A 19,385-nucleotide genomic window follows, 5' to 3' on the forward strand; every position below is an offset into this window, starting at 1 on the left:
TTCGCTGTAGTTTTTTTGAATGCAGGACCAAGAAGCTTGGACGCTAGTAGAAGGCGAGGAGCGCTAGCTGCGGCACAAGCTACGTGAGCACCGGAATTTTCGCTAGCGTTCAAGATTCGCCGCCGAATCCACTACAACGCAATTACATCGTCATCAAAGCCGGACATTTTAAACTACCTCTCCAATGAGGTTTAAAAAGCTGGGCTTTCAGGACCAAGAAGCTTGGACGCTAGTAGAAAATGAGGAGCGCAGCGTAGGCAAAATGCTACGTGAGCACCGGAATTTTCGCTAGCGTTCAAGATTCGCCGTCGAATCCACTACAGCGCATTACATCGTCATCAAAGTCCGGCTTTTTAAACTACCTCTCCAAAAATAGTGGATTTGGTTTTCCCTTCTCTTCAACCTCAATCGAAAAAACCGAGCCAGCGAGCGGCTCTTCCTTTAGCCGCTCCTCGCTAAGCCAGGCGCGTGCTGTCGTAATGTACAGCGTGCTAAGATTCGGTCCGCCGAAGCAGCAGGAGGTTACCTGAGACACTGGAAGCTCAATGCGCTTCAGTTCCTTGCCGGTTACCGGATCGGAGCAGGTAACACAATAGCCGCCCCAATGCGCCACCCATAGTCTGCCCTCTGCATCGGTGCACATTCCATCGGGAACACCAAGCGCAGCATCAAATTCAATCACTGTGCGGCGATTGGATATCGTGCCTCGCTCGACATCAAAATCAAAGGCATCAACACGTCTCGTTGGCGAATCGATAAAGTACATCGTACGTCCATCCTTGCTCCAATCCATGCCGTTAGAGCAGCCAAGCTCGCCAACATGCTTCGTAACCAGGCCTGTCCCATCGCAGCTGTATAGCGAGCCCGTCCACTCGGAGCCCTTCATCGGCATCGTGCCGATCCATAAACGGCCTGCTGCGTCGACTTTGCCATCATTGCTGCGATGATGCGGATGATTCGCCTCCAGCTCTGCCAGCAGCGTCAGCTTGCCTGAGCGCTCCAGCACATAAATGCCATCCTCAAGCGCAGCAAGCAAGCTGCCATTCGAAGCAGGAACAACAGCCCCAACGCGCTGCGGCAGCGGAATCGTATCGTGCTGATTTGTTTCAGGTGTAAAAAGATGCACTTCCTTCGCTTCAATGTCAACCCAAAGCAGCTGATTGCTTTCCGCCAGCCATTGCGGTCCTTCTCCGAGCTGACAAACAGTTGGAACGACAAGCTTTAAATGATTCATTTGGCACCTCCAGCTATAAGTGAGTGTTTGAACTTCCTCTTAAAGTGTGTTCAAAAAGCGCGGCTTTCAGGACCAAGAAGATGGCTCGATACTAGAAAGCGAGGAGCGCAGCGTAGGCAAAAGCTACGTGAGCACCTATAATGTTTCCGAAGGAAACATACGTCGGAAGCATAACCTTTCGCTAGCGTTCAAGATTCGCCGTCGACTACGCTACACCGCAATTACATCGTCATCAAAGTTGCGCTTTTTGAACTTCCTCTTAAAATGATTGTTCAAAAAACGCGGCTTTCAGGACCAAGAAGATGGCTCGATACTAGAAAGCGAGGAGCGCAGCGTAGGCAAAAGCTACGTGAGCACCGCAGCTTTCGGTAGCGTGACATATTCGACGTCGAATCCACTACAACGCAATTACATCGTCATCAAAGTTGCGCTTTTTGAACTTCCTCTCTAAGTTATTTCCATTTATTATGTCATATCTTACGTCTTCCCGCTATGCTTAACCATATATTCAAAGGCCTGCTCTGCTGGCAGCGGCTTGCTGTAATAATAGCCCTGCGCCTCTTGACAGCGATGCTGCTGCAAAAAGTGCACCTGCTCCAATGTTTCTACGCCTTCAGCTATAACGGTAATGTTCATATGGTTCGCGATATCGAGAATAGAGCGAATAATCGCTTGATTGCTGGCGTTCAAGTTGCGCACAAAGCTTTGGTCAATTTTCAAGCGATCGATCGGAAACTGGCTCAAATAGCTGAGCGAGCTATAGCCGGTACCAAAATCATCGATGCTGACACCTACGCCCAGCTCTTTAATTTTCGTCAAGGCACTTATTGCATGCATCGCATTTTGTGCCACGCTTTCAGTTATCTCCAGCTCCAAATATTGCGGCGGCAGCCCAGCCTCGTGCAGCGCTTTAGCTACAAGCTCAGGAAACTCGTGATCGGCAAACTGCCTGAAGGAGATGTTGACAGCTACGGACAGGCCTTCCATTCCATGCTCCAGCCACACTTTCATTTGGCGGCATGCCTCTTTCAGCACCCATTCACCGATAGGCGTAATCAGGTTCGTTTCCTCCGCGATATGAATAAATTGTCCAGGAGCGATGATGCCATAAACAGGATGCTTCCAGCGCAGCAGCGCCTCCATGCCGATCAAGCGGCTGCTGCTCAAATTCATTTTGGGCTGATACCACAGCTCCAGCTCGCCTTGTCCGACTGCTCTGCGCAAATCACGTTCCAGCTCCAAACGATTCGTAATTTTTTGATGAAGCTCCTCACTGAAGAAGCAGAAATTGCTCTTTCGCCCTTCCTTGGCATGATACATCGCGGCGTCGGCACATTTCAGCAGCTGCTCAATAGCGAGCCCGTCATCAGGGTACATGCTAATCCCGATGCTTGGCGTCACATATACCTCGACTTCATCAAGAACAAACGGCGCAGACAATTGATCGATTATCGACAGCGCGAGCTCTGCTGCTTGACTGCGATCCGCATAATCGAGAAACAGCGTAAATTCATCGCCACCCTGACGCGAGGCATAGCCATGTGTCGGCAAGCTCGTCTGCAGACGGCGGGCAACCTGTCGCAGCAACTCATCCCCCTTGGAATGTCCCATCGTGTCATTCACCGTTTTAAATCGATCGAGGTCAATGAACAGCACCGCAATCTGATAATATTCCTGCTCTGCACGCGCAATCGCATGCTTCAGCTTGCTTGTAAACAGCGTCCGATTAGGCAAATTCGTTAAGGCATCGTAATGAGCCATATAATGGATCAGCTCTTCCGCCTTTTTCCGCTCCGTAATTTCAACCATCGAGGCTACAACCTCATGCACCTTGCCTTGATTGACGACAGGAGAAAGCGAAACAAAGAAATAGCTGCCCTCATAGTGCATTTCAAATTGGCTGCCTGTGCCTGCAAAGGCTTGCTCATAATACCTTTCAACCTGCTCAAAATCCGCTTTCCACACCTCGCGCAGCGTTTTGCCTTCGACCTGCTCTGTTGTAATGGAAAGCTTTTCTGCAATTTTGCCCTCGCTAAGCGTAAACACAACCTCGCCAAGCTCATTTCGCTTAACCTTGTAAATACAGTTTTGCAAGCTTTTGATCGTTCGCCTGAAATCATGCTGCATCGCCTCGGCAAGCTTCGTCTCGGCTTTGACTCGATCGGTAATATCAGAACGAATCGACACGTATTGATACGGCTTACGGTCTTCATCTACAAATGGAACAATCGTTGTGTTCATCCAGTAGTAGCTGCCGTCCTTAGCACGATTTTTCACCTCGCCGCGCCATACTTTGCCCTGCTGAATCGTATTCCACATGTCGGCAAAAAAATGCTTCGGATGATGCTTGGAGTTAATGATGCGATGGGTGCGGCCGATAAGCTCGCTGCGATCATATTTCGAAATTTTACAAAATTTATCGTTAACATAGGTAATAACGCCTTTATTATCGGTAATGGCAATAATGGAGGCCTCGTCAAACGCCTCCTTCAAAAATGCCAAATCGCGCAGCTTGGATAAATCCTCTACAAATTCGGCAGCCTGCCGCGTACGATCCTGCGCAATGAAATAATAGACAGTTTTACTTTCGCTTTCATACGGCTTAATCGTTACAAATAACGTTAATCGGCTATTGTCAGGCGACGCATAAAAAACGTAGCCGTCCCATTGCCCTTCCTGCTCTATGCTTTCCCAAATACTGCGCCAGCTGATGATGCGTTTTGTTTTTAATGAAAATGGCTGGAAGAAAAGCTCAAGTGGCTTGCCCGACATAGTATCGGCATGGTCACCAACTGATGCTTTGAACAAATCATTCATTGAAGTGATAAGATGCTGTTCATCAAGCTGAGCCAGCCAAAAAATTTGATTCCATATTTCGACATTATTCTGCATATGTAAAGCAGGCAGTTCCACATTCATCAACCCCTATCGTGCTGTATCCCATGTCTCTGAACTATGCTTATCAGCATTATACATCAATTACTAGCGCTATGAATGAAACTTCATTTGTAATTCTTAAAAAATTTGTCGAAATATAGATAAAAAAACAGCTTTGCAAGGTCGCAAAACCTGTCAAAGCTGTTTTAACTTGGTAGTAGACATGAAATTCAGCGCTCAGGAGCAAGCATCCTCAAGTCGCTTTTTAAACCCTGATGCTTCTTGATTCAATCGTAGGTTGCATCAGGGTTTAAAGGCGACACACTTCGTTTTTCGGTATGCTTGCTCCTTCGCTGTAGCTATTCTCATTCATCTCTAGGGAGATTTTATGCTAGTAGAAAATGAGGAGCGCAGCGTAGGCAAGCTGCTACGTGAGCACCGGAATTTTCGCTAGCGTGACATATTCGCCGTCGAATCCACTTCAACGCGTTACATCGTCATCAAAGTCGGATTTTTGAACTTCCTCTAAAATGAGATTACGTCGTATCCTATTAGTACAACAACTACTAGCAACACAATAAGCGCGATCAAAAACGGCAGGGCGTTTTTGCCTTTTTTGCGGCGAGCAAGCACCATTTCCATCATACCGATCAGCAATATCGCACATAGCGCTTTAAGATGGAATACACCACTTACACCGCCAGTAAACAGCATATATCCGCCTGTAACGATCATGACCAGGTAAAACAGACGCAAAATCATTGGCAGCACTTTGTTTTTCGGGATAAAATAACAAATCACAAACAAAATTACGAGAATTAACCATGAAGCAGCATGCGTATGGTACATTCCAGCGTACATTGATTTTCCTCCTTGGCTTTGACAAATATGTATAGATTTATTGCCATGTTTCACTAAAATTATAGCAGTTCTACATTAATAATCAAATAGGAGTCATTATAAACACTACTATTTCACATTTTTGCTACATCGTTTGTGACAATTGTTTGTTATGTTGAATATATTGCTCGACATCGCGTTCGCTTAAGCGATAGAAAGCCATCGTAACCAGCATCGCGCTATAGCCGATGATCGGAACGAGTGAAAAGATAATCCAAATGCCGTGCAAAGCCTCTGATGTTTGTACGGCTGCCTGCTCCACATAGCCAAACATGGCAAGCAAAGCGAGACATAAGCTTGAAGACAGCGCACCAGCAAGCTTCGTAAACATCGTTTGTACCGAGAAAGCAAGACCTGCTGTACGCTGACCCGTGATCGCGTTGCCATACTCGATGCAATCTGCTGTAAACATCCCGTACAGCAGCAGCGGAATTTGCATCACAAGGACTCGCGCAGCAGCGATAACAAGAAACAATGCAAACTGCTCATACCCTACAAAGTATTGCACCACGCACAAAGCAATTGTCAGCACGCAGCAGTAGACCGTCAATCTTTTTTTGCCAAGCCATTGAATGAGCTTGGGCAGCAGCGGTGACACGATTACAATTGGCAGCACAAGCACGCCGAGCAGCACCGTCAGCATCTGTTCGTTGCCCAGATTGGAATTGGCAAAGTAAGCGGCGATCGTTTGCAGCGTATTGGTCGTGCTCATTAGCAAATACCCGATATAAAAAATAAAAAAGTATTTATTGCGCAGCATCGTACGGAAAACTCCCCAGAAGGAGACTTGCGGCTGCTTGTAAACGACTCTTTCTTTGGCGATGAAAGGCAGCGGCACCATAGCAAGAAACGCTGCAACACAGTAGATTGCAACTGCCCCCAGCCAGCCCAGCTCTCCCTTCAGCATCATAAATGCCGCTGTTGCAATTGCAGCAATCGCACCAGCCATACGCGCATAGGCAAGCAGGCGATCCCGCTCAACCGTTTGGTCGCTCATGACCGTTGACAAGGAAAACATCGGAGAATCCGATACCGTATAGGCCATTCCCCACAAAATATAGGTAACATAAGCAAAGGCAAGCTGCAATGAATATTCCGCCTGCATATTTACAAAGGCAAAGAGAAGCGTAAGCGGAATTAGAATACTCATGCTTTTTAGCCACGGAATATATTTGCCGCTTTTCAGCTTGCTGCGGTCAACAATTGCTCCCATAATCGGATCATTAACCGCATCCCATAGCCTTGCGATAAATAATAAGGTAGCTGTAGCTCCTAGTGACAAGCCGACCTCTTCTGTATAAAAATAAGTTAAAAATTGCAGCTGCAACATATACATCAGGTTTTGCCCGAAGGAATAGCTGCTGTAGCTCAAGCGTTCCCATTTGCTGGTCATATTCCGCTTTAACTTAGAGGCTTGATTCATCATTAATCGTTCCTCCTATACGAATGTGACTATTATCATTTACATTGTTTTCTATATTTCTACAAACTGTAATTGCAAACATTTTTACACACCTTATGATATACTACTCATATACAATATGTAAATTTTTACTTTTTATCATTTATATATTAATTGCATCATACTTTATTCAAACGTTGCAAATTGTTTGAAGTAAGGAGAACTAGCCTATGCTTATTAAACTGCTGCTAATTGAGAAAAATTTGCCCAATGCCCAGCAAGCTGTCTCTTTATTAGAACCACTGGATCATATACTCATTTGTGGAGTTGCTACCTCCTATGAGCATAGCATCGAGCTAATCGAAAAAAAGCAGCCTGATATCGTTTTGCTTGAGTTGAATATGCTTGAGGAGCAAAGCATGTACATATCTGCCGGCATAAAAAAACAGTTCCCTCACATCCACATTATCATTTATACGGGCTATGACTATGTACCTTATTTTAATCAGCTGATCGAAAATGGCGTTAGCGGCATGCTCTACAAAACGGCCTCTGCCGAGGAGCTCAATGTGATGCTTTACAACGTGCTGCGCGGCAACACGATTATTCCGCTCTCCTTATATCGGCAAATTAAGCTGCACCGCTCCGAGCATCTCAAGCATTATTGGGAAATCGAGATGACGCCAATCGAGCAAAGCCTGCTGGAAATGATTGATGAGCGCTACACAAACGCTTTGATTGCGAAAAAAATACATGTCAGTGAAAGCTCGGTTGAAAAATATTTGCGCAAATTATACGATAAATTAGGAGTACGCAATAAAAGCCAGGCCATTGAACGAATGCGGCAGGATAGACGCTTGCGTCCGATCGGCTTTGCAGAAAAAGCATCGCCGCATGCATTAGCCAGTCCAAGAACGGAGGTTGTTGAGCATGAGCATTTATAATTTTGAAGTGAAGGATACTAAGGGAGAGCTTCGCTCCTTGAAGGATTATGAGGGAAAGGTCGTGCTGATTGTTAATACCGCGAGCAAATGCGGCTTTACCCCTCAATTTGAAGGTCTACAGCAGCTGTATAATAAATATGCCGAGCGTGGCCTCGTTATTCTTGGGTTCCCGTGCAGTCAATTCAACAATCAGGAGTTTGAAACTATCGACGAAACGACTCAGTTTTGCCAAATGAACTATGGCGTCACGTTTCCGATGTTCGCCAAAATTGATGTTAACGGCGAGCATGCCGATCCGCTGTTCAGCTACTTGAAGGAGCAAAAGCGCGGTCTGCTCTCTCGCAAAATTGAATGGAACTTCACGAAATTTTTAGTCGATCGCCAGGGGCAGGTCGTCAAGCGCTTCGCGCCGACAACAGCACCTGAAAAGCTAGAGCAGGATATTGTAAGGCTGCTGTAGCTGTTATCGCAAAACTGCTGTGGCTGCTACGGCAAACTGCTGTGGCTGCTATGCAACTGCTGGCTGCTATAGTTGCCTAACTGCCGCATGTAAATTGCTTGCCAGCTACATCCAGTTCATTACATCACACTACATCACGCTAAAAAAGGGCTATGTGCGGCCAACCTGACTGCTTGCATGCTTCAAAAGCTGAAGCTTGCTTGCCAGGAACCGCTCACTAGCCCTTCTTCGTTACTTGAATTGCAGACCTATTTGAATTGCAGACCGAATTGCGCTTCATACAGCTTGGCGTATACGCCATTTGCCGCCAGCAGCTGCTCATGGCTGCCTTGCTCAGCAATGCCATCCTCCGTTACAACAACGATCACATCGGCATTTTTAATCGTAGCCAGCCTGTGAGCAATCACAAGAGTTGTTCTGCCTTGAGACAGCTCGGACAATGACTGCTGAATCGCAACCTCGGTTTCCGTATCGAGAGCGGAGGTAGCCTCATCGAGAATAAGAATCGGTGGATTTTTAAGAAACATGCGCGCGATCGCAATCCGTTGCTTTTGACCGCCAGACAGCTTCACGCCTCGCTCGCCAATAACCGTATCCAGACCGTCCGGCTGGTCCAGCAAAAAGGATTCGAGCCGTGCACGACGAGCTGCTTCCCAAATCTCCTGCTCTGTCGCATCGAGCTTGCCGTACTGAATATTTTCTCTGATCGTGCCTGCGAACAAAAATACATCCTGCTGCACAATCCCGATTTGCTGGCGCAGAGATTGCTGGGTATAGCTGCGAATATCTACTCCATCAATCCGGATCGAGCCTTCGCTCACCTCATAGAAACGAGGCAGCAAGCTGCAAATCGTCGTCTTGCCCGCGCCCGATGGTCCGACAAAAGCAACTGTCTGTCCTTGCTTAATCGTTAGATCAATATTGCGCAGCACCTGCTTATGCGATTCGTAGCCGAAGCTGACATTTACAAACTGAATGTTATCCCGAAATTGCACCAGCTTTTTCGCATTAGGCTCATCCTGAATATCAGGCTCTGTTTCCATCAGCTCGACATAGCGTTTAAAGCCTGCGAAGCCTTGCGGATAGCTTTCTACAACCGCATTTATCTTTTCAATTGGGCGGAAAAACACATTCGTCAGCAGGATAAAGCTTACAAATTCCCCATAGCTAAGCTCTTTGCTAATGACGAACCAGGTGCCGCACACGACAACAAACAAGGTAACAAAGCGCATCATCATATAAGTGATTGAACCATTTTTAGCAATCAGCTTATAGGAGGACAGCTTCGTTTTCTTGAATTGCAAATTGTTTTGCTCAAATTGCTTTTCCTCGAACTGCTCGTTCGTGAATGCTTTAACGACGCGAATACCGCCTACATTATCCTCAATTCTGGCGTTAAAGTCGCCAATATCCTTGTAAAGCTGGTGAATCGCCGCCGTCATCTTCTTGTTGAAGTAAATCACGACCAAAATAATGAGCGGTACGACAATAAACGTAAGCACGGCCAGCTTCCAGTTAATAGCCAGCATTAACACAAAGGCGCCAATCAAGGTCATAATCGCAATAAATAAATCCTCTGGCCCATGATGCGCCATCTCACCGATCATGTTCATGTCATTAGTCAATCGGCCAATAAGATGCCCGGTTTTGGACTGGTCGAAAAAGCGGAAGCTCAGCTTCTGGATATGCGCGAACAGATTGCGTCGCATATCCGTTTCAATGCTAATGCCTAGCATATGTCCCCAGTAGTTGACGATATACATCAGCACGGTGTTGACGACATAAAGCAGCAGCAGCGCAATTGAGGCTGAGATAATGCTGCTCCATTGACCGGTTGGCAGCAGCTTGTCAATAAACATTTGCATCGCGATTGGAAAGGCAAGCTCCAGCAAGCCTGCAATAATTGCACAACCAAAATCAAGCAAAAACAACCTTTTATAAGGCCGATAAAAACTGAAGAATTTTGAAATCATCGACTGCTTCTCCTTTTTCTGCAACAACATAATAGCTAGAGTATAGACAAAGACTGGAATCGTTGCAAGCATTCGTGAGGAGCTGTTTTTGCTGCTGCCGGGCGATTTTGCTGCAAAATTGAAGGCGGACTGCAAGTCGTCAGAACACCCCGTTCCAATTATGCTGGTCCCGCGCGGATATGCTGTCTTCCTTATAAGTTCCGCATCCGTTCATATATAAAATCATGAACAAATTAAAAACACGCCGAAGCCGTCATTTCCGATTGCGCTCCATCCATGCCGTGGCCCAATCAACCAACGGTCGCTGCTCCAGAAAGCGGACATCGGCATTTCCGACTTTATGAATCTGTACATTCCTTTCGCGATCGTATTCCTCTCCCAATCGAATAAAATCTTCATCGTCCACGGCCTGGGTCTTGTAAGTAACCCATTCGCGCTTTCCGTTTATCATTAACGCGCTGCTTTCGTTGGAGAACTTCTTGCCAGGGAAGTTCGCTCGCGTTTCCGCCAGGTGCAGCGACGTATTTTTGTCGTAGCCGACGCCAACCAAAAGCACGTAACCATTTAACTGGTACAGCTTATCCAGCGGGGAGCCATCTCCAAAAATATTGCTCAAATCATGATTCTCCGTTATAAACGACGCATGCTTGCCCACTGCTGCTATGGAACGTGCCGGGTGGTCAGACCTTTGGGCCTGTGGCCACTTGCGGAACATTTCGGCAACGACTCCCATACCGATTGACGGGGTAATCTCTTTATCATAAGCGGGCCAATGCTTTCTAATGGCAGGCCACCACTCTACCGGCTCTTCCCAGTGAACGCCTGTGGCTGGATCAAGGTTCTTCCACGTTTGGGAGGGCATGATCAAGGTTCCTTCTGCTCCGACGATTTCAAGTAGGGATCGAATGTATGTCTCAGCTCCGCCTATAACAAAACCGAGTTTGCTTAACGAGGTATGTACCATGACGGTATGTCCTTCCATTAGTCCGCATTGTTTGAATTGGTCGATAAGATCTTCTTTAGTTAGAATGGGTCTTGTTTCCTTCGTAATCATAATTGGAATCTCCACCTTGTCATTAGTTAATAAAATAAAAAAACAACCCAGCTACAAGTAGCGGGGTTGTCTCTAGCAATACTAGCGAATCAGTGCCCTTCAATTTCATTACTTTCTATATTATACCAATCTAGTTAAGGCGGCAATAGTGCTTTTAGTTAGCTGACCAGCATTTAAGCTGAGCCTGTGGCGACTGCCTTGCGAATTGTAAGCTTTTGCGTAAACCATTGCTTCTCCATTACCGTTTCCAGATGGACATTTGGATGCTGATTTACAATTTTGCGGACAGTAGCAAGACCAATGCCGCGATGCTTGCCCTTTGTTGAAAAATTTTCCTCAAAAAGCTGTTCAACAGGAGCAGGCTGCTGCTCGGCACGATTTTCGATAATGATCACGATAGAGCCTTCGATTGTATGCAGCAACGCCAAATTAATACATGGCTGATCTGTGCACTCGCTGGCTTCTATCGCATTATCCAGCAGTATACCAATAACTCTGGCCAAATCGATAATATTCATATCTATCGTCGTAATCAGATCCGGCACCTGCACATTAACTACGATTTTATTTTTCTCCGCTGCAATCAGCTTCGTTGCAATCAAACCCTTCAGCTCTTGAATTTTTATGTTTTTAAACTGAATGAACATTAAATTATGCTGCAAGGTTTGCTGCTCCACCTTCATAATATGGTCATGAAAATAGCGGCGCAAGCCCTCCATGTTGTTATCATCGAGAAAGCCACGTATCGTCAGCAAGATGTTGACATAATCGTGGCGGAACGTATGCATATTATGATTGACCGCTTCCAATTCCTTCATATAGTGCAGAAATTGCTCCTGCTCAAATTGCTTGCGGCGCATTGCATTATGCTTACTAATATACAAAAACAGCAGGCTGCACAGCACCATAATAGAAAAGAAGTAACCGATTTGCATCAGTAAATTGATCGCAATGACGCGATTCGAGTCATCCTCTGGAGAGTTGAACATATTAAAATAGACAACTGCTATCGTGCCCAGCAAAATAACGACAAGCAAGGTCTGTACATACCAAGGCAGCTCCAGATCATGAAATTTATCGTAAACATAACGCTTATATAAAAAGACCAGCAGTGAAAAAAGAAATCCGTATGCGAGCACCTCAGCTGCAATCGCCAGCTTGCCAAGCGAGTACAGCCATCCCGAATGCAGCAGCTGTACAAAATGCCCTGAAATCATAGTGCCAATGATCGTTACACACAATGAAATAATTGAAAAAACGGACGCTTTAAAGTAATACAGCATCATGAGCGAGGCAGCGGCAAAATAACTGATCGCCGCAACATTAGCGTCAAGCAGCATCAGCATCCAGCTCGGAACGGCAACCAAGCCCATATACAAAAGGACTTGCTTTAGCGTCGGCCTTACGTTCAATATGTAAAAGAAAGCTGTAAATGTGAATATACATTCTAATATTCCATTGTGCATGAGCTTCATTTTAACATCTAACTGCCTTTCCTAATCTTTTGCTTTGATCACTTCCATAATAACAAAAAATTCGACAACGCCATCATATTACTCCCATTCGTATCTTTTTTGCTCATAACTTTAGCCTAACATGTTAGCTTAAGAGGGCAGCAGCAAATTTGCACATAAAAAAATCAGCTTTTCCATCGGTTTTTCTGCTGCCACTGCTTTTGCTTGCGCTGCTTTTCATCTCTGCTCAGCGCCTCCTCAACATAATCGCGTTCAGGAATACTCATTCTTATACCAATCAATTGAAAAATAATGATCACATTCAACACGATAATGACATAGACCATTTCCACACGCCCCTTGCTCTGAAGCTTAGCCTGCTAGTATACATATCGTTACTCTGCTTATACCTGCTTGTTTAATATGTATGATGAGTGAGCAAGCAACATGCTCGGCGGCATTGGATATACACGATTACTACTTCTTTTTCATGTACTTTTCACTATAAATCCAACCAAAATATACTATTCCGTAATTCATATTCACCTCTTATTTCGCTTAAGCTACTCTGCCAATGCTTTTCCGCATCATCAGTTGAGCAATTAGCGATGCGACGATTATGCCAAGCACGATGCCAGAAATCGGTGCAACGACGAGTATGCCGATCGTATTGCCGCTTGTTGCCAGCATCAGCTTCGCAGCTGTCGTAACAAGCGCTACACAGACGACGATAGCCCAGAAAGCAAGCTTTTGCTTACCACTGCGATCAAGCGCTGGTGATTGCTGCGGCTGTATGCGCAGCAAATGAAAAACGAGTAAGCTGACCAGCCCCAATAGCCCGAGCAGTGAAAAACCATATTGCAGCAGCTTATACACGGGCAGACCTAACAGCTGTGTTTGCCAAATCCATGGCGCAAAGGCTTCAAAACTGCTATGGGCATGTGTAAATTCATCAATGAACACATGGCTGCCAAAGCCGATAATGACCGAAATGATAAACGTAAGCAGAGCCCGCCAGGAAGCAAGCTGCTCAGCTTCAAACAATGCGAGACAACGGCTGTTCAAGCCGCCAACCGTTGGCAAATGCGCTGCCAACGGAATTTTCACCAGCCTATGGAACAACAGTCCGAACAATAAGCATAGAGGCAAAGCTTGCAGCAACAAGCCCTGCCAAGTATGGCCAATGCTGCGATAAGGCTCCAGCCGAATAAAATACTCCATATCTGGCGACATACTGCCCAATATAAGACCTGTCGCGCTAAAATAAGCCGGTCGAATATAGCGAAGCGGCAAGGCGTAGAGGGCGTGGGATACTGTAAATGGCAAACGAATTCACTCCTTTTTAGAGGTAGTTCAAAATGCTTGACTTTGATGACGATGTGTTGCTTCGTAGCTTATTCGACGTCGAATCTTGAACGCTAGCGAAAACTGCGGTGCTCACGTAGCTAATGGCCTACGCTGCGCTCCTCGTTTTCTACTAGCGTCCAAGCTTCTTGGTCCTGAAAGCCCAGCTTTTTGAACCTTTATTTGAAGGGTAGTTCAAAATGCTTGGCTTTGATGACGATGCTGTTTCGTTGTAGTGGATTCGACGGCGAATATGTCACGCTACCGATGGCTGCGGTGCTCACGTAGCTGCTGGCCTACGCTGCGCTCCTCGCCTTCTAGTATCGTGCCATCTTCTTGGTCCTGAAAGCCCTGCTTTTTGAACCTTTATTTGAGTGGTAGTTCAAAATGCTGGACTTTGATGGCGATGTGTTGCGCTGTAGCGTAGTCGACGTCGAATATGTCATGCTACCGATGGCTGCGGTGCTCACGCTAATGGCCTACGCTGCGCTCCTCGTTCTCTACTAGCGTCCAAGCTTCTTGGTCTTGCCCTGAAAAAGCTACAGCGAAGGAGCAAAGCATCAGCAAAACGAAGTGGGTCGCCTTTAACATCGTAATGCAACCTTTAAAAATTAAATAAGAGCATTACGATTTAAAAAGCGACTTGAGGATGCTTTTGTTCCGGAGCGCTGAGGATGCTTTTGCTCCGGAGCGCTGTACAATTGCAAGAAAATGCGATATAAAGATAGCATGTTCATTGCCTGCAACGGTCAATGGATTAAAAACTAGAAAGCTTCTATATAAAGAAGCTAGGGATAGGAGCAATGATAATGCAAACAACTGTGAAGAAGCTCTCTCCGCTTGTGGAGCAGCTTGGCCTGCAGCCTCATGTTGAAGGAGGCTGGTACAAGGAGCTTTGGAAAGCTAATTTTACAATCCCGCAGCATGTGTTGGGCGAACCATACTCTGGTCCGCGAGCAGCAGCCAGCTCCATTTACTTTTTACTGCATGCGGATGAGTTTTCCGATTGGCACAAGGTTTATTCGGACGAGCTATGGATGTGGCATTCGGGCAGTCCTTTACTGCTTAGTCTAGGTGGAACTTCAGAGCAGCCAGCTGTACGCAAGGATATTATAGTAGGACCAGACATTGCAGCAGGTCAGCTGCCCCAGGCGCTAGTACCGGCCAATGAATGGCAAATGGCCAAGCCGCTTGGCGAGGAGCCTGTGCTCGTATCCTGTGTTGTAGCTCCCGGCTTCCATTATGATGACTTTAAGCTTATTGATCGTACCAACAAATAATCGAGCCGTCTCCCCATGTACATGAAAAACCGACTAATTCATAAGCTGCTTACAGTTGAAATGCTGTTGCAGCGATGTGAAGGTCGGTTTTTTCTTGTTAGTTATTGATTTGTGCTACATGCCGATAATATGGTAGCCTGCATCGACATGGATTACTTCTCCTGTGATTCCGCGCGACAGATGGCTGAGCAGAAACATCGTGGCATCGCCTACCTCGGCTTGATCGACATTTCTTCTTAATGGAGCGCGCTCCTCTATGACCGACATAATGTCGTTAAAGCCTGATACTCCTTTTGCGGCAAGCGTGCGAATCGGTCCTGCCGATACAGCGTTGACGCGGATTTCATATTTGCCCAAATCCTCTGCCAAATAGCGAACGCTCGCCTCCAGCGCAGCTTTGGCTACGCCCATCACATTGTAATTTTTCATTACACGCTCAGCGCCAATATAGCTTTGTGTTACTATGCTGCCGCCTTCTGGCATCAAGCGCTTGGCTTCTTTGGCTACGGCAACCAGGGAATAGGCGCTAGCATTTTGTGCAATAAGGTAGCCAGTCCGCGTCGTATCTACATATTCTCCCTGCAGCTCTTCCTTTTCTGCATATGCGATAGAGTGTACAAGTCCATGAAGGACTCCTACCTCAGCCTCGATCTGGCGAAAAGCGGCAGTGATGCTTTCGTCCTGATCCACATCGCAGCATACAATAGCTTTAGCTTCCACGTCCTCCTTCTGCAGAAGCTGCTGCAGCTTTTGCAATGAACGCTCCTTGCGGTAAGTAAAAATAAGGCGAGCACCTTGCTCATGCAAGCTTTTCGCTATTCCCCAAGCGATGCTCCGTTCATTGGCAACGCCCATGATCACAATATTTTTATTAGCTAGTAACATATATGTTCTCCTTTATGCTGGTTATCTTATGTTTGCCGTTATTGAGTAGAATAGGTCAGAGCTTGTCATTCCAAGAATAGCCTGATTATGCAGTGTATAAACCCGTTACAATCCAGTAAGCTGCAATGCCAACACATATCGCAACACAGCCCAGCTTTACAGGGCTAACCTTGTTTTGGCTCGTAGTGACCAGCTCGTTATTACGGTCAAGCCCGGCTATTAGCATTCCTAACAAGGCTGCAATTGCCGAGAAGCGCAGCAGCTTAAAAAGATAAGGCAAAAGCTCATCATAGGTAGTCACGTGGCTTGAACCGTCAAAATATTCCGTAGCGTATCCCTTGAACAACAGTAGACCGACGAGCAATGCCAGTACAAAGCTGTATACTCCTGTTTTAACAATTTTTTTCTCCATTCCATTTTCACTCCTTAGCTTCAAACAACTCTATCATAACATTAAAGCATAAGCTTCATGAAATGAAAAAAGCCAGACCCTCGAAATTGCAAGGGCTGGCTTGTTCAGCGACACAGCTAATTTAAAATTTTCACAGCAGCAGGGGGCGAAAGGAAGTGAAATGAGACACTTAGCGCGCTTGAGTTACGCCCTAATTATTGCAGCGATATTCAGGTGCCGCTTGACGACAGCAGCCCATCAATGACTCCCTTCATCTCTTCTTCCTTCATATAGCCGAGCTTCCGGTAAACTACTTCTCCGCTGCTGTCCAAAAATATTGAGACTGGTATTGGCTTAATAGCGAACGCTTCTGCTAATGTATGATTGGGGTCAAGCAGCACCTTGAACGAATACTGATGCTCTGCAATATATTCGCTCACTCTAACGCTTTCCTCCCCTACACTTATCGCCAAAACCGTGACCCCTTTATCCTCGTACTCCTCATGGATCTTTTGAATATCCGGCATCTCCTTTTTACACCATTTGCACCAGGTCGCCCAAAAGTTCAGATACACAATGCGTCCTTCATAATTGGAAAGCGACACCTGCTTGCCAGCCAAATCGTGCAACGTAAAATCTGCCACTCGTTCTTCACCATTTGCATCCAGTCCGTAAACGACAGCAGGCTGGGAAGGGTTATGCATGCTCTCCGCATTTCTGCTGTCTATGATATAAACCAGCAAAAAGATCAGCAGCATAACACCGATTGTTAGCTTTAGGCTATAGCTTTTGTTCATTTACAAGCTCTCCCCAATCCGTACGAGTTACATAAGGTCAGCATTCCTCTTCGCAAAATTCCTCTTCCACTGTCGGTTCCGGAGCAGGGCTCGGAGCTGTTGGCGATGTATAGCCTGGAGTTGAGGTTGACGGGGATGCCGGTGTTTCATTTGGATGTGATTGTGGTTGCGCCTGCTCCGGGGAAGCAACGGCTACTGGCTTCGACTTACTGCTACTAACATAATTCACTGCTTTACTTTGTTCATCCTTCGGTCTGTCTGACGCTTGCAACGTAGCTGAGCTTGCTGGCTGAGACTTATTCGCCGGCTCCTGTGCTAGCGTCACCCCCGTTTTTTGCTGCTCCTTATTGGCTGTCGACTTGGGAGTTGAGCTGGCTTCCACAACAGTAGATTTGGAGCTCGAGGATGCCTGTAGGTCAGCATCCGGCGCAGCTGCTGCCTGCTTCACGGCTTCGCTTAAGTTCGACTGGTCAATAGGGGTCACTGCTTGAGCTTGCTGCTTGGTTGAGAAAGCTTTATCATCAACTGAAGCAGCCGCATTCTTTTTCTCAACCTGCGATCGGGAAGAAGGTGTTGCAGTCAAGTCCGGCTCTGTCTCGGCTGCCACCTTCTCGCTATTACGATCAAGGGTAGAGGATGAGGATTGCGCAGAAGCCGTTTGAGCAGCAGCAGTGCTAGTGTTTGTTTCGGCAACCTCTACCGTCCCAACAAGCTCTTGCTCCTTTCGCTCGCTTACGGAGTATGCAGAAGGAGCAGCAATCCTATTGTCGCTAGCTGCCTCTTCCGTGAATGAATCGGTTTCAGCATTCGCAGAGTCCAAACCCTCAGATACTTTCTGGCCCTGCTTGGCAGATACAGCCGCGTAGGTCAGAAGCGTAAATCCAACCGCCAAAACAATAAATGTAGTAGTAAATTTCGATATTCTCAACTTGCGCAACATGCTGTTGCCTCCTTTAGCTGCTCGTATTGTTGGGAGAGCGATATGCTATTTTGCTTAGAGAACGATATGCTCCAGCAGCCTATACTAGCAGTTTTCTTCACTCGAGCTGCCGCCATTAGAAGGAGCAGGCTCAGTTGCCGGGCTTGATGGCGCCGAAGTCGCTGGCGATGAGGCACCACTACCAGCAGAAGATTGATTTGAAGAAGCAGAAGGAGCAGTAGTCTCGGATTGAGTCGTTCCTGGCTTCACCGTCTCCTGCTTTGTTATGCTAATTGTCTTCGACTGGCTGCTGCTTGCAGTTTCCACTGATTTAGTGCTCTCGCTTGCCGGTAGAGCAGCATCAGATGCCTTCGTGCTCACTGGCGCTTGCACTGCCGTTGATTCTGACTTGTTGTTGGCAGAAGCTGCCGCTGAGGAAGCTTCTTTAGTGGAACCTGTCTCTTTATTGTCAGCTTTTGGCTCTTTAACTGCTGCCTTCTCTTCAGTTACAGTGCTCTTCGCTTTTTCCTCCTTCACTGCTTTTTCCGCAGCAGGCGCAGAAGCTGAAGTCTGTTTTACGTCTGGTGCAGCTGTTGGTACTGCGCTCTTGGAGGCTGGCGATGAATCAGCAGAGGAGGCAGAGAAAGCTGTATTTCCCGCTGCTGTTTTCGTACTTTTTTTAGCCTCTGTTTCATTCTGTTCCTCAGTTGCCGAAGCTTGGCTGATTACCGCTGGTGTGATCGTATCGTTAGTGCTTGCCGCGGATTCAGTTGCAGCTGCGTTCTGATCGTTCGGACTCGCAATTTCTCCAGGCGAACGATCAGAAGCTGTCTCGACTGCTACCTCTGTCTTTGTCGCTTCTTCCTGCAGTGCGACAGCGCCAGCCTCTGGTGTGTCAGCCTCTGCCTCCAGCCTGTCATTTGACTGTGCCGTAGTCGACGCGTTCACTTGTTCATTGGAAGAAGCGATTTTTGCTTCCTTAGCAGACACCGCCGCATAGGTTAATACGATAAACGCTGCCGCAGAAACAATAAAAATAAATGAAAACTTTGAAACTTTAAGCTTGCTCATAAATGTATGCCTCCTAATTGATCATATTTGTGCAGACAAAAAAAGAAGATCCAACAGGAACGGCTGCTGGGAGCCTGCTCCGATTGAATCTCTGGTTATCCAGTCGATTAGGTTGGTTATTCTTGATCGTCCGACAGAAAGAATCGCTACAGCGTACTCGCTCTAGCCAGAGCTTGAACGCTTTCGATTCAATCCTTTTCATGATTGTAAAGCAGCTCATTTCCAAAAGTCAATTGCTTTTTATTATTTTCCGATAGGCTTTATCGGATTTAGATACTATTTAATTATTTTAATTCCGACTATTCCAATAAGAAAATTTATAAAAGTCGTTGACAGAAAAAAATCGGCGCTTTATGATGAGGGCAAGAGAAGTAGATTTCAACCTGAATAAGCAAATGAA

At 46.4% G+C, this 19,385-nt stretch carries 17 protein-coding genes; 3 read left to right on the forward strand and 14 right to left on the reverse strand.

The window, feature by feature from the left end; genetic code table 11:
• Positions 1-358 precede the first annotated feature (358 nt).
• From KJS52_RS18155 to KJS52_RS18170, 4 genes are all read right to left on the reverse strand, one after another.
• Positions 359-1,234 carry an SMP-30/gluconolactonase/LRE family protein gene (locus KJS52_RS18155; RefSeq protein WP_213517961.1) on the reverse strand — a complete coding sequence of 292 codons (876 nt, stop codon included), beginning with the start codon at positions 1,232-1,234 and terminating at the stop codon, positions 359-361.
• Between the two features lie 477 nt (positions 1,235-1,711).
• On the reverse strand, positions 1,712-4,126 hold the full coding sequence (locus KJS52_RS18160) for a sensor domain-containing protein (RefSeq protein WP_213517962.1): 2,415 nt from the start codon (positions 4,124-4,126) through the stop codon (positions 1,712-1,714).
• 510 nt (positions 4,127-4,636) lie between these two features.
• Positions 4,637-4,972, reverse strand: a complete 336-nt coding sequence (locus KJS52_RS18165) for a DUF1516 family protein (RefSeq protein WP_213517964.1) — start codon at positions 4,970-4,972, stop codon at positions 4,637-4,639.
• Positions 4,973-5,096: 124 nt separating this feature from the next.
• Positions 5,097-6,434: an MFS transporter gene (locus KJS52_RS18170; RefSeq protein WP_213517966.1), complete on the reverse strand. Its 1,338-nt coding sequence runs from the start codon at positions 6,432-6,434 to the stop codon at positions 5,097-5,099.
• Positions 6,435-6,643: 209 nt separating this feature from the next.
• On the opposite strand from KJS52_RS18170, the gene KJS52_RS18175 reads away from it, so the two are divergent.
• Together KJS52_RS18175 and KJS52_RS18180 are read left to right on the forward strand one after the other, a co-directional pair.
• On the forward strand, positions 6,644-7,357 hold the full coding sequence (locus KJS52_RS18175) for a response regulator transcription factor (protein WP_213517968.1): 714 nt from the start codon (positions 6,644-6,646) through the stop codon (positions 7,355-7,357).
• Entirely contained in the window at positions 7,344-7,817 is a 474-nt protein-coding gene (locus tag KJS52_RS18180; protein WP_213517970.1) for a glutathione peroxidase, read from the forward strand. Before KJS52_RS18175 ends, KJS52_RS18180 begins: the two co-directional genes overlap by 14 nt.
• A gap of 248 nt (positions 7,818-8,065) precedes the next feature.
• Here KJS52_RS18180 and KJS52_RS18185 read toward each other — a convergent pair whose 3' ends face one another.
• From KJS52_RS18185 to KJS52_RS18205, 5 genes are all read right to left on the reverse strand, one after another.
• Positions 8,066-9,790, reverse strand: coding sequence for an ABC transporter ATP-binding protein (locus tag KJS52_RS18185; protein WP_213517972.1), 1,725 nt, complete (start codon positions 9,788-9,790; stop codon positions 8,066-8,068).
• 253 nt (positions 9,791-10,043) lie between these two features.
• Positions 10,044-10,844: an AAC(3) family N-acetyltransferase gene (locus tag KJS52_RS18190; RefSeq protein ID WP_246563711.1), complete on the reverse strand. Its 801-nt coding sequence runs from the start codon at positions 10,842-10,844 to the stop codon at positions 10,044-10,046.
• A 173-nt stretch (positions 10,845-11,017) separates the two neighbouring features.
• Positions 11,018-12,217, reverse strand: a complete 1,200-nt coding sequence (locus KJS52_RS18195; RefSeq protein ID WP_213517974.1) for a sensor histidine kinase — start codon at positions 12,215-12,217, stop codon at positions 11,018-11,020.
• Positions 12,218-12,483: 266 nt separating this feature from the next.
• Positions 12,484-12,645 (reverse strand): hypothetical protein, encoded by a 162-nt coding sequence (locus tag KJS52_RS18200; RefSeq protein ID WP_213517976.1) that lies wholly within the window; start codon positions 12,643-12,645, stop codon positions 12,484-12,486.
• A gap of 211 nt (positions 12,646-12,856) precedes the next feature.
• On the reverse strand, positions 12,857-13,624 hold the full coding sequence (locus KJS52_RS18205) for a DUF4184 family protein (RefSeq protein WP_213517978.1): 768 nt from the start codon (positions 13,622-13,624) through the stop codon (positions 12,857-12,859).
• A gap of 827 nt (positions 13,625-14,451) precedes the next feature.
• Between KJS52_RS18205 and KJS52_RS18210 the strand changes: the two genes are divergently transcribed.
• Complete coding sequence (locus KJS52_RS18210; protein WP_246563712.1) at positions 14,452-14,922, forward strand: cupin domain-containing protein; 471 nt, start codon at positions 14,452-14,454, stop codon at positions 14,920-14,922.
• A 114-nt stretch (positions 14,923-15,036) separates the two neighbouring features.
• On the opposite strand, the gene fabI is transcribed toward KJS52_RS18210, so the two are convergent.
• The 5 genes from fabI to KJS52_RS18235 form a co-directional block, all read right to left on the reverse strand.
• Positions 15,037-15,807: an enoyl-ACP reductase FabI gene (gene fabI, locus KJS52_RS18215; RefSeq protein ID WP_213517981.1), complete on the reverse strand. Its 771-nt coding sequence runs from the start codon at positions 15,805-15,807 to the stop codon at positions 15,037-15,039.
• Positions 15,808-15,892: 85 nt separating this feature from the next.
• Positions 15,893-16,219, reverse strand: coding sequence for a hypothetical protein (locus KJS52_RS18220; protein ID WP_213517983.1), 327 nt, complete (start codon positions 16,217-16,219; stop codon positions 15,893-15,895).
• A gap of 209 nt (positions 16,220-16,428) precedes the next feature.
• Positions 16,429-16,995, reverse strand: a complete 567-nt coding sequence (locus KJS52_RS18225) for a TlpA family protein disulfide reductase (RefSeq protein ID WP_213517985.1) — start codon at positions 16,993-16,995, stop codon at positions 16,429-16,431.
• Positions 16,996-17,032: 37 nt separating this feature from the next.
• Positions 17,033-17,935 carry a hypothetical protein gene (locus tag KJS52_RS18230; RefSeq protein WP_213517987.1) on the reverse strand — a complete coding sequence of 301 codons (903 nt, stop codon included), beginning with the start codon at positions 17,933-17,935 and terminating at the stop codon, positions 17,033-17,035.
• Positions 17,936-18,019: 84 nt separating this feature from the next.
• A complete protein-coding gene (locus tag KJS52_RS18235; RefSeq protein WP_213517989.1) occupies positions 18,020-18,985 on the reverse strand; it encodes a hypothetical protein in 966 nt (321 codons plus the stop codon).
• Positions 18,986-19,385 lie beyond the last annotated feature (400 nt).

This window comes from Paenibacillus montaniterrae (assembly GCF_018403185.1).
Lineage (GTDB): Bacteria > Bacillota > Bacilli > Paenibacillales > Paenibacillaceae > Pristimantibacillus > Pristimantibacillus montaniterrae.

Excerpts from the sequence above, each read along its gene's own strand:
- KJS52_RS18160 (WP_213517962.1), bottom strand. The coding sequence starts at position 4,126 with ATGCAGAATAATGTCGAAATATGGAATCAAATTTTTTGGCTGGCTCAG.
- KJS52_RS18230 (WP_213517987.1), bottom strand. The coding sequence starts at position 17,935 with ATGTTGCGCAAGTTGAGAATATCGAAATTTACTACTACATTTATTGTT.
- KJS52_RS18185 (WP_213517972.1), bottom strand. The coding sequence starts at position 9,790 with ATGATTTCAAAATTCTTCAGTTTTTATCGGCCTTATAAAAGGTTGTTT.
- KJS52_RS18180 (WP_213517970.1), top strand. The coding sequence starts at position 7,344 with ATGAGCATTTATAATTTTGAAGTGAAGGATACTAAGGGAGAGCTTCGC.
- KJS52_RS18155 (WP_213517961.1), bottom strand. The coding sequence starts at position 1,234 with ATGAATCATTTAAAGCTTGTCGTTCCAACTGTTTGTCAGCTCGGAGAA.
- KJS52_RS18165 (WP_213517964.1), bottom strand. The coding sequence starts at position 4,972 with ATGTACGCTGGAATGTACCATACGCATGCTGCTTCATGGTTAATTCTC.
- KJS52_RS18210 (WP_246563712.1), top strand. The coding sequence starts at position 14,452 with ATGCAAACAACTGTGAAGAAGCTCTCTCCGCTTGTGGAGCAGCTTGGC.
- KJS52_RS18190 (WP_246563711.1), bottom strand. The coding sequence starts at position 10,844 with ATGATTACGAAGGAAACAAGACCCATTCTAACTAAAGAAGATCTTATC.
- KJS52_RS18175 (WP_213517968.1), top strand. The coding sequence starts at position 6,644 with ATGCTTATTAAACTGCTGCTAATTGAGAAAAATTTGCCCAATGCCCAG.
- KJS52_RS18200 (WP_213517976.1), bottom strand. The coding sequence starts at position 12,645 with ATGGTCTATGTCATTATCGTGTTGAATGTGATCATTATTTTTCAATTG.
- fabI (WP_213517981.1), bottom strand. The coding sequence starts at position 15,807 with ATGTTACTAGCTAATAAAAATATTGTGATCATGGGCGTTGCCAATGAA.
- KJS52_RS18220 (WP_213517983.1), bottom strand. The coding sequence starts at position 16,219 with ATGGAGAAAAAAATTGTTAAAACAGGAGTATACAGCTTTGTACTGGCA.
- KJS52_RS18170 (WP_213517966.1), bottom strand. The coding sequence starts at position 6,434 with ATGAATCAAGCCTCTAAGTTAAAGCGGAATATGACCAGCAAATGGGAA.
- KJS52_RS18225 (WP_213517985.1), bottom strand. The coding sequence starts at position 16,995 with ATGAACAAAAGCTATAGCCTAAAGCTAACAATCGGTGTTATGCTGCTG.
- KJS52_RS18195 (WP_213517974.1), bottom strand. The coding sequence starts at position 12,217 with ATGGGCTTGGTTGCCGTTCCGAGCTGGATGCTGATGCTGCTTGACGCT.
- KJS52_RS18235 (WP_213517989.1), bottom strand. The coding sequence starts at position 18,985 with ATGAGCAAGCTTAAAGTTTCAAAGTTTTCATTTATTTTTATTGTTTCT.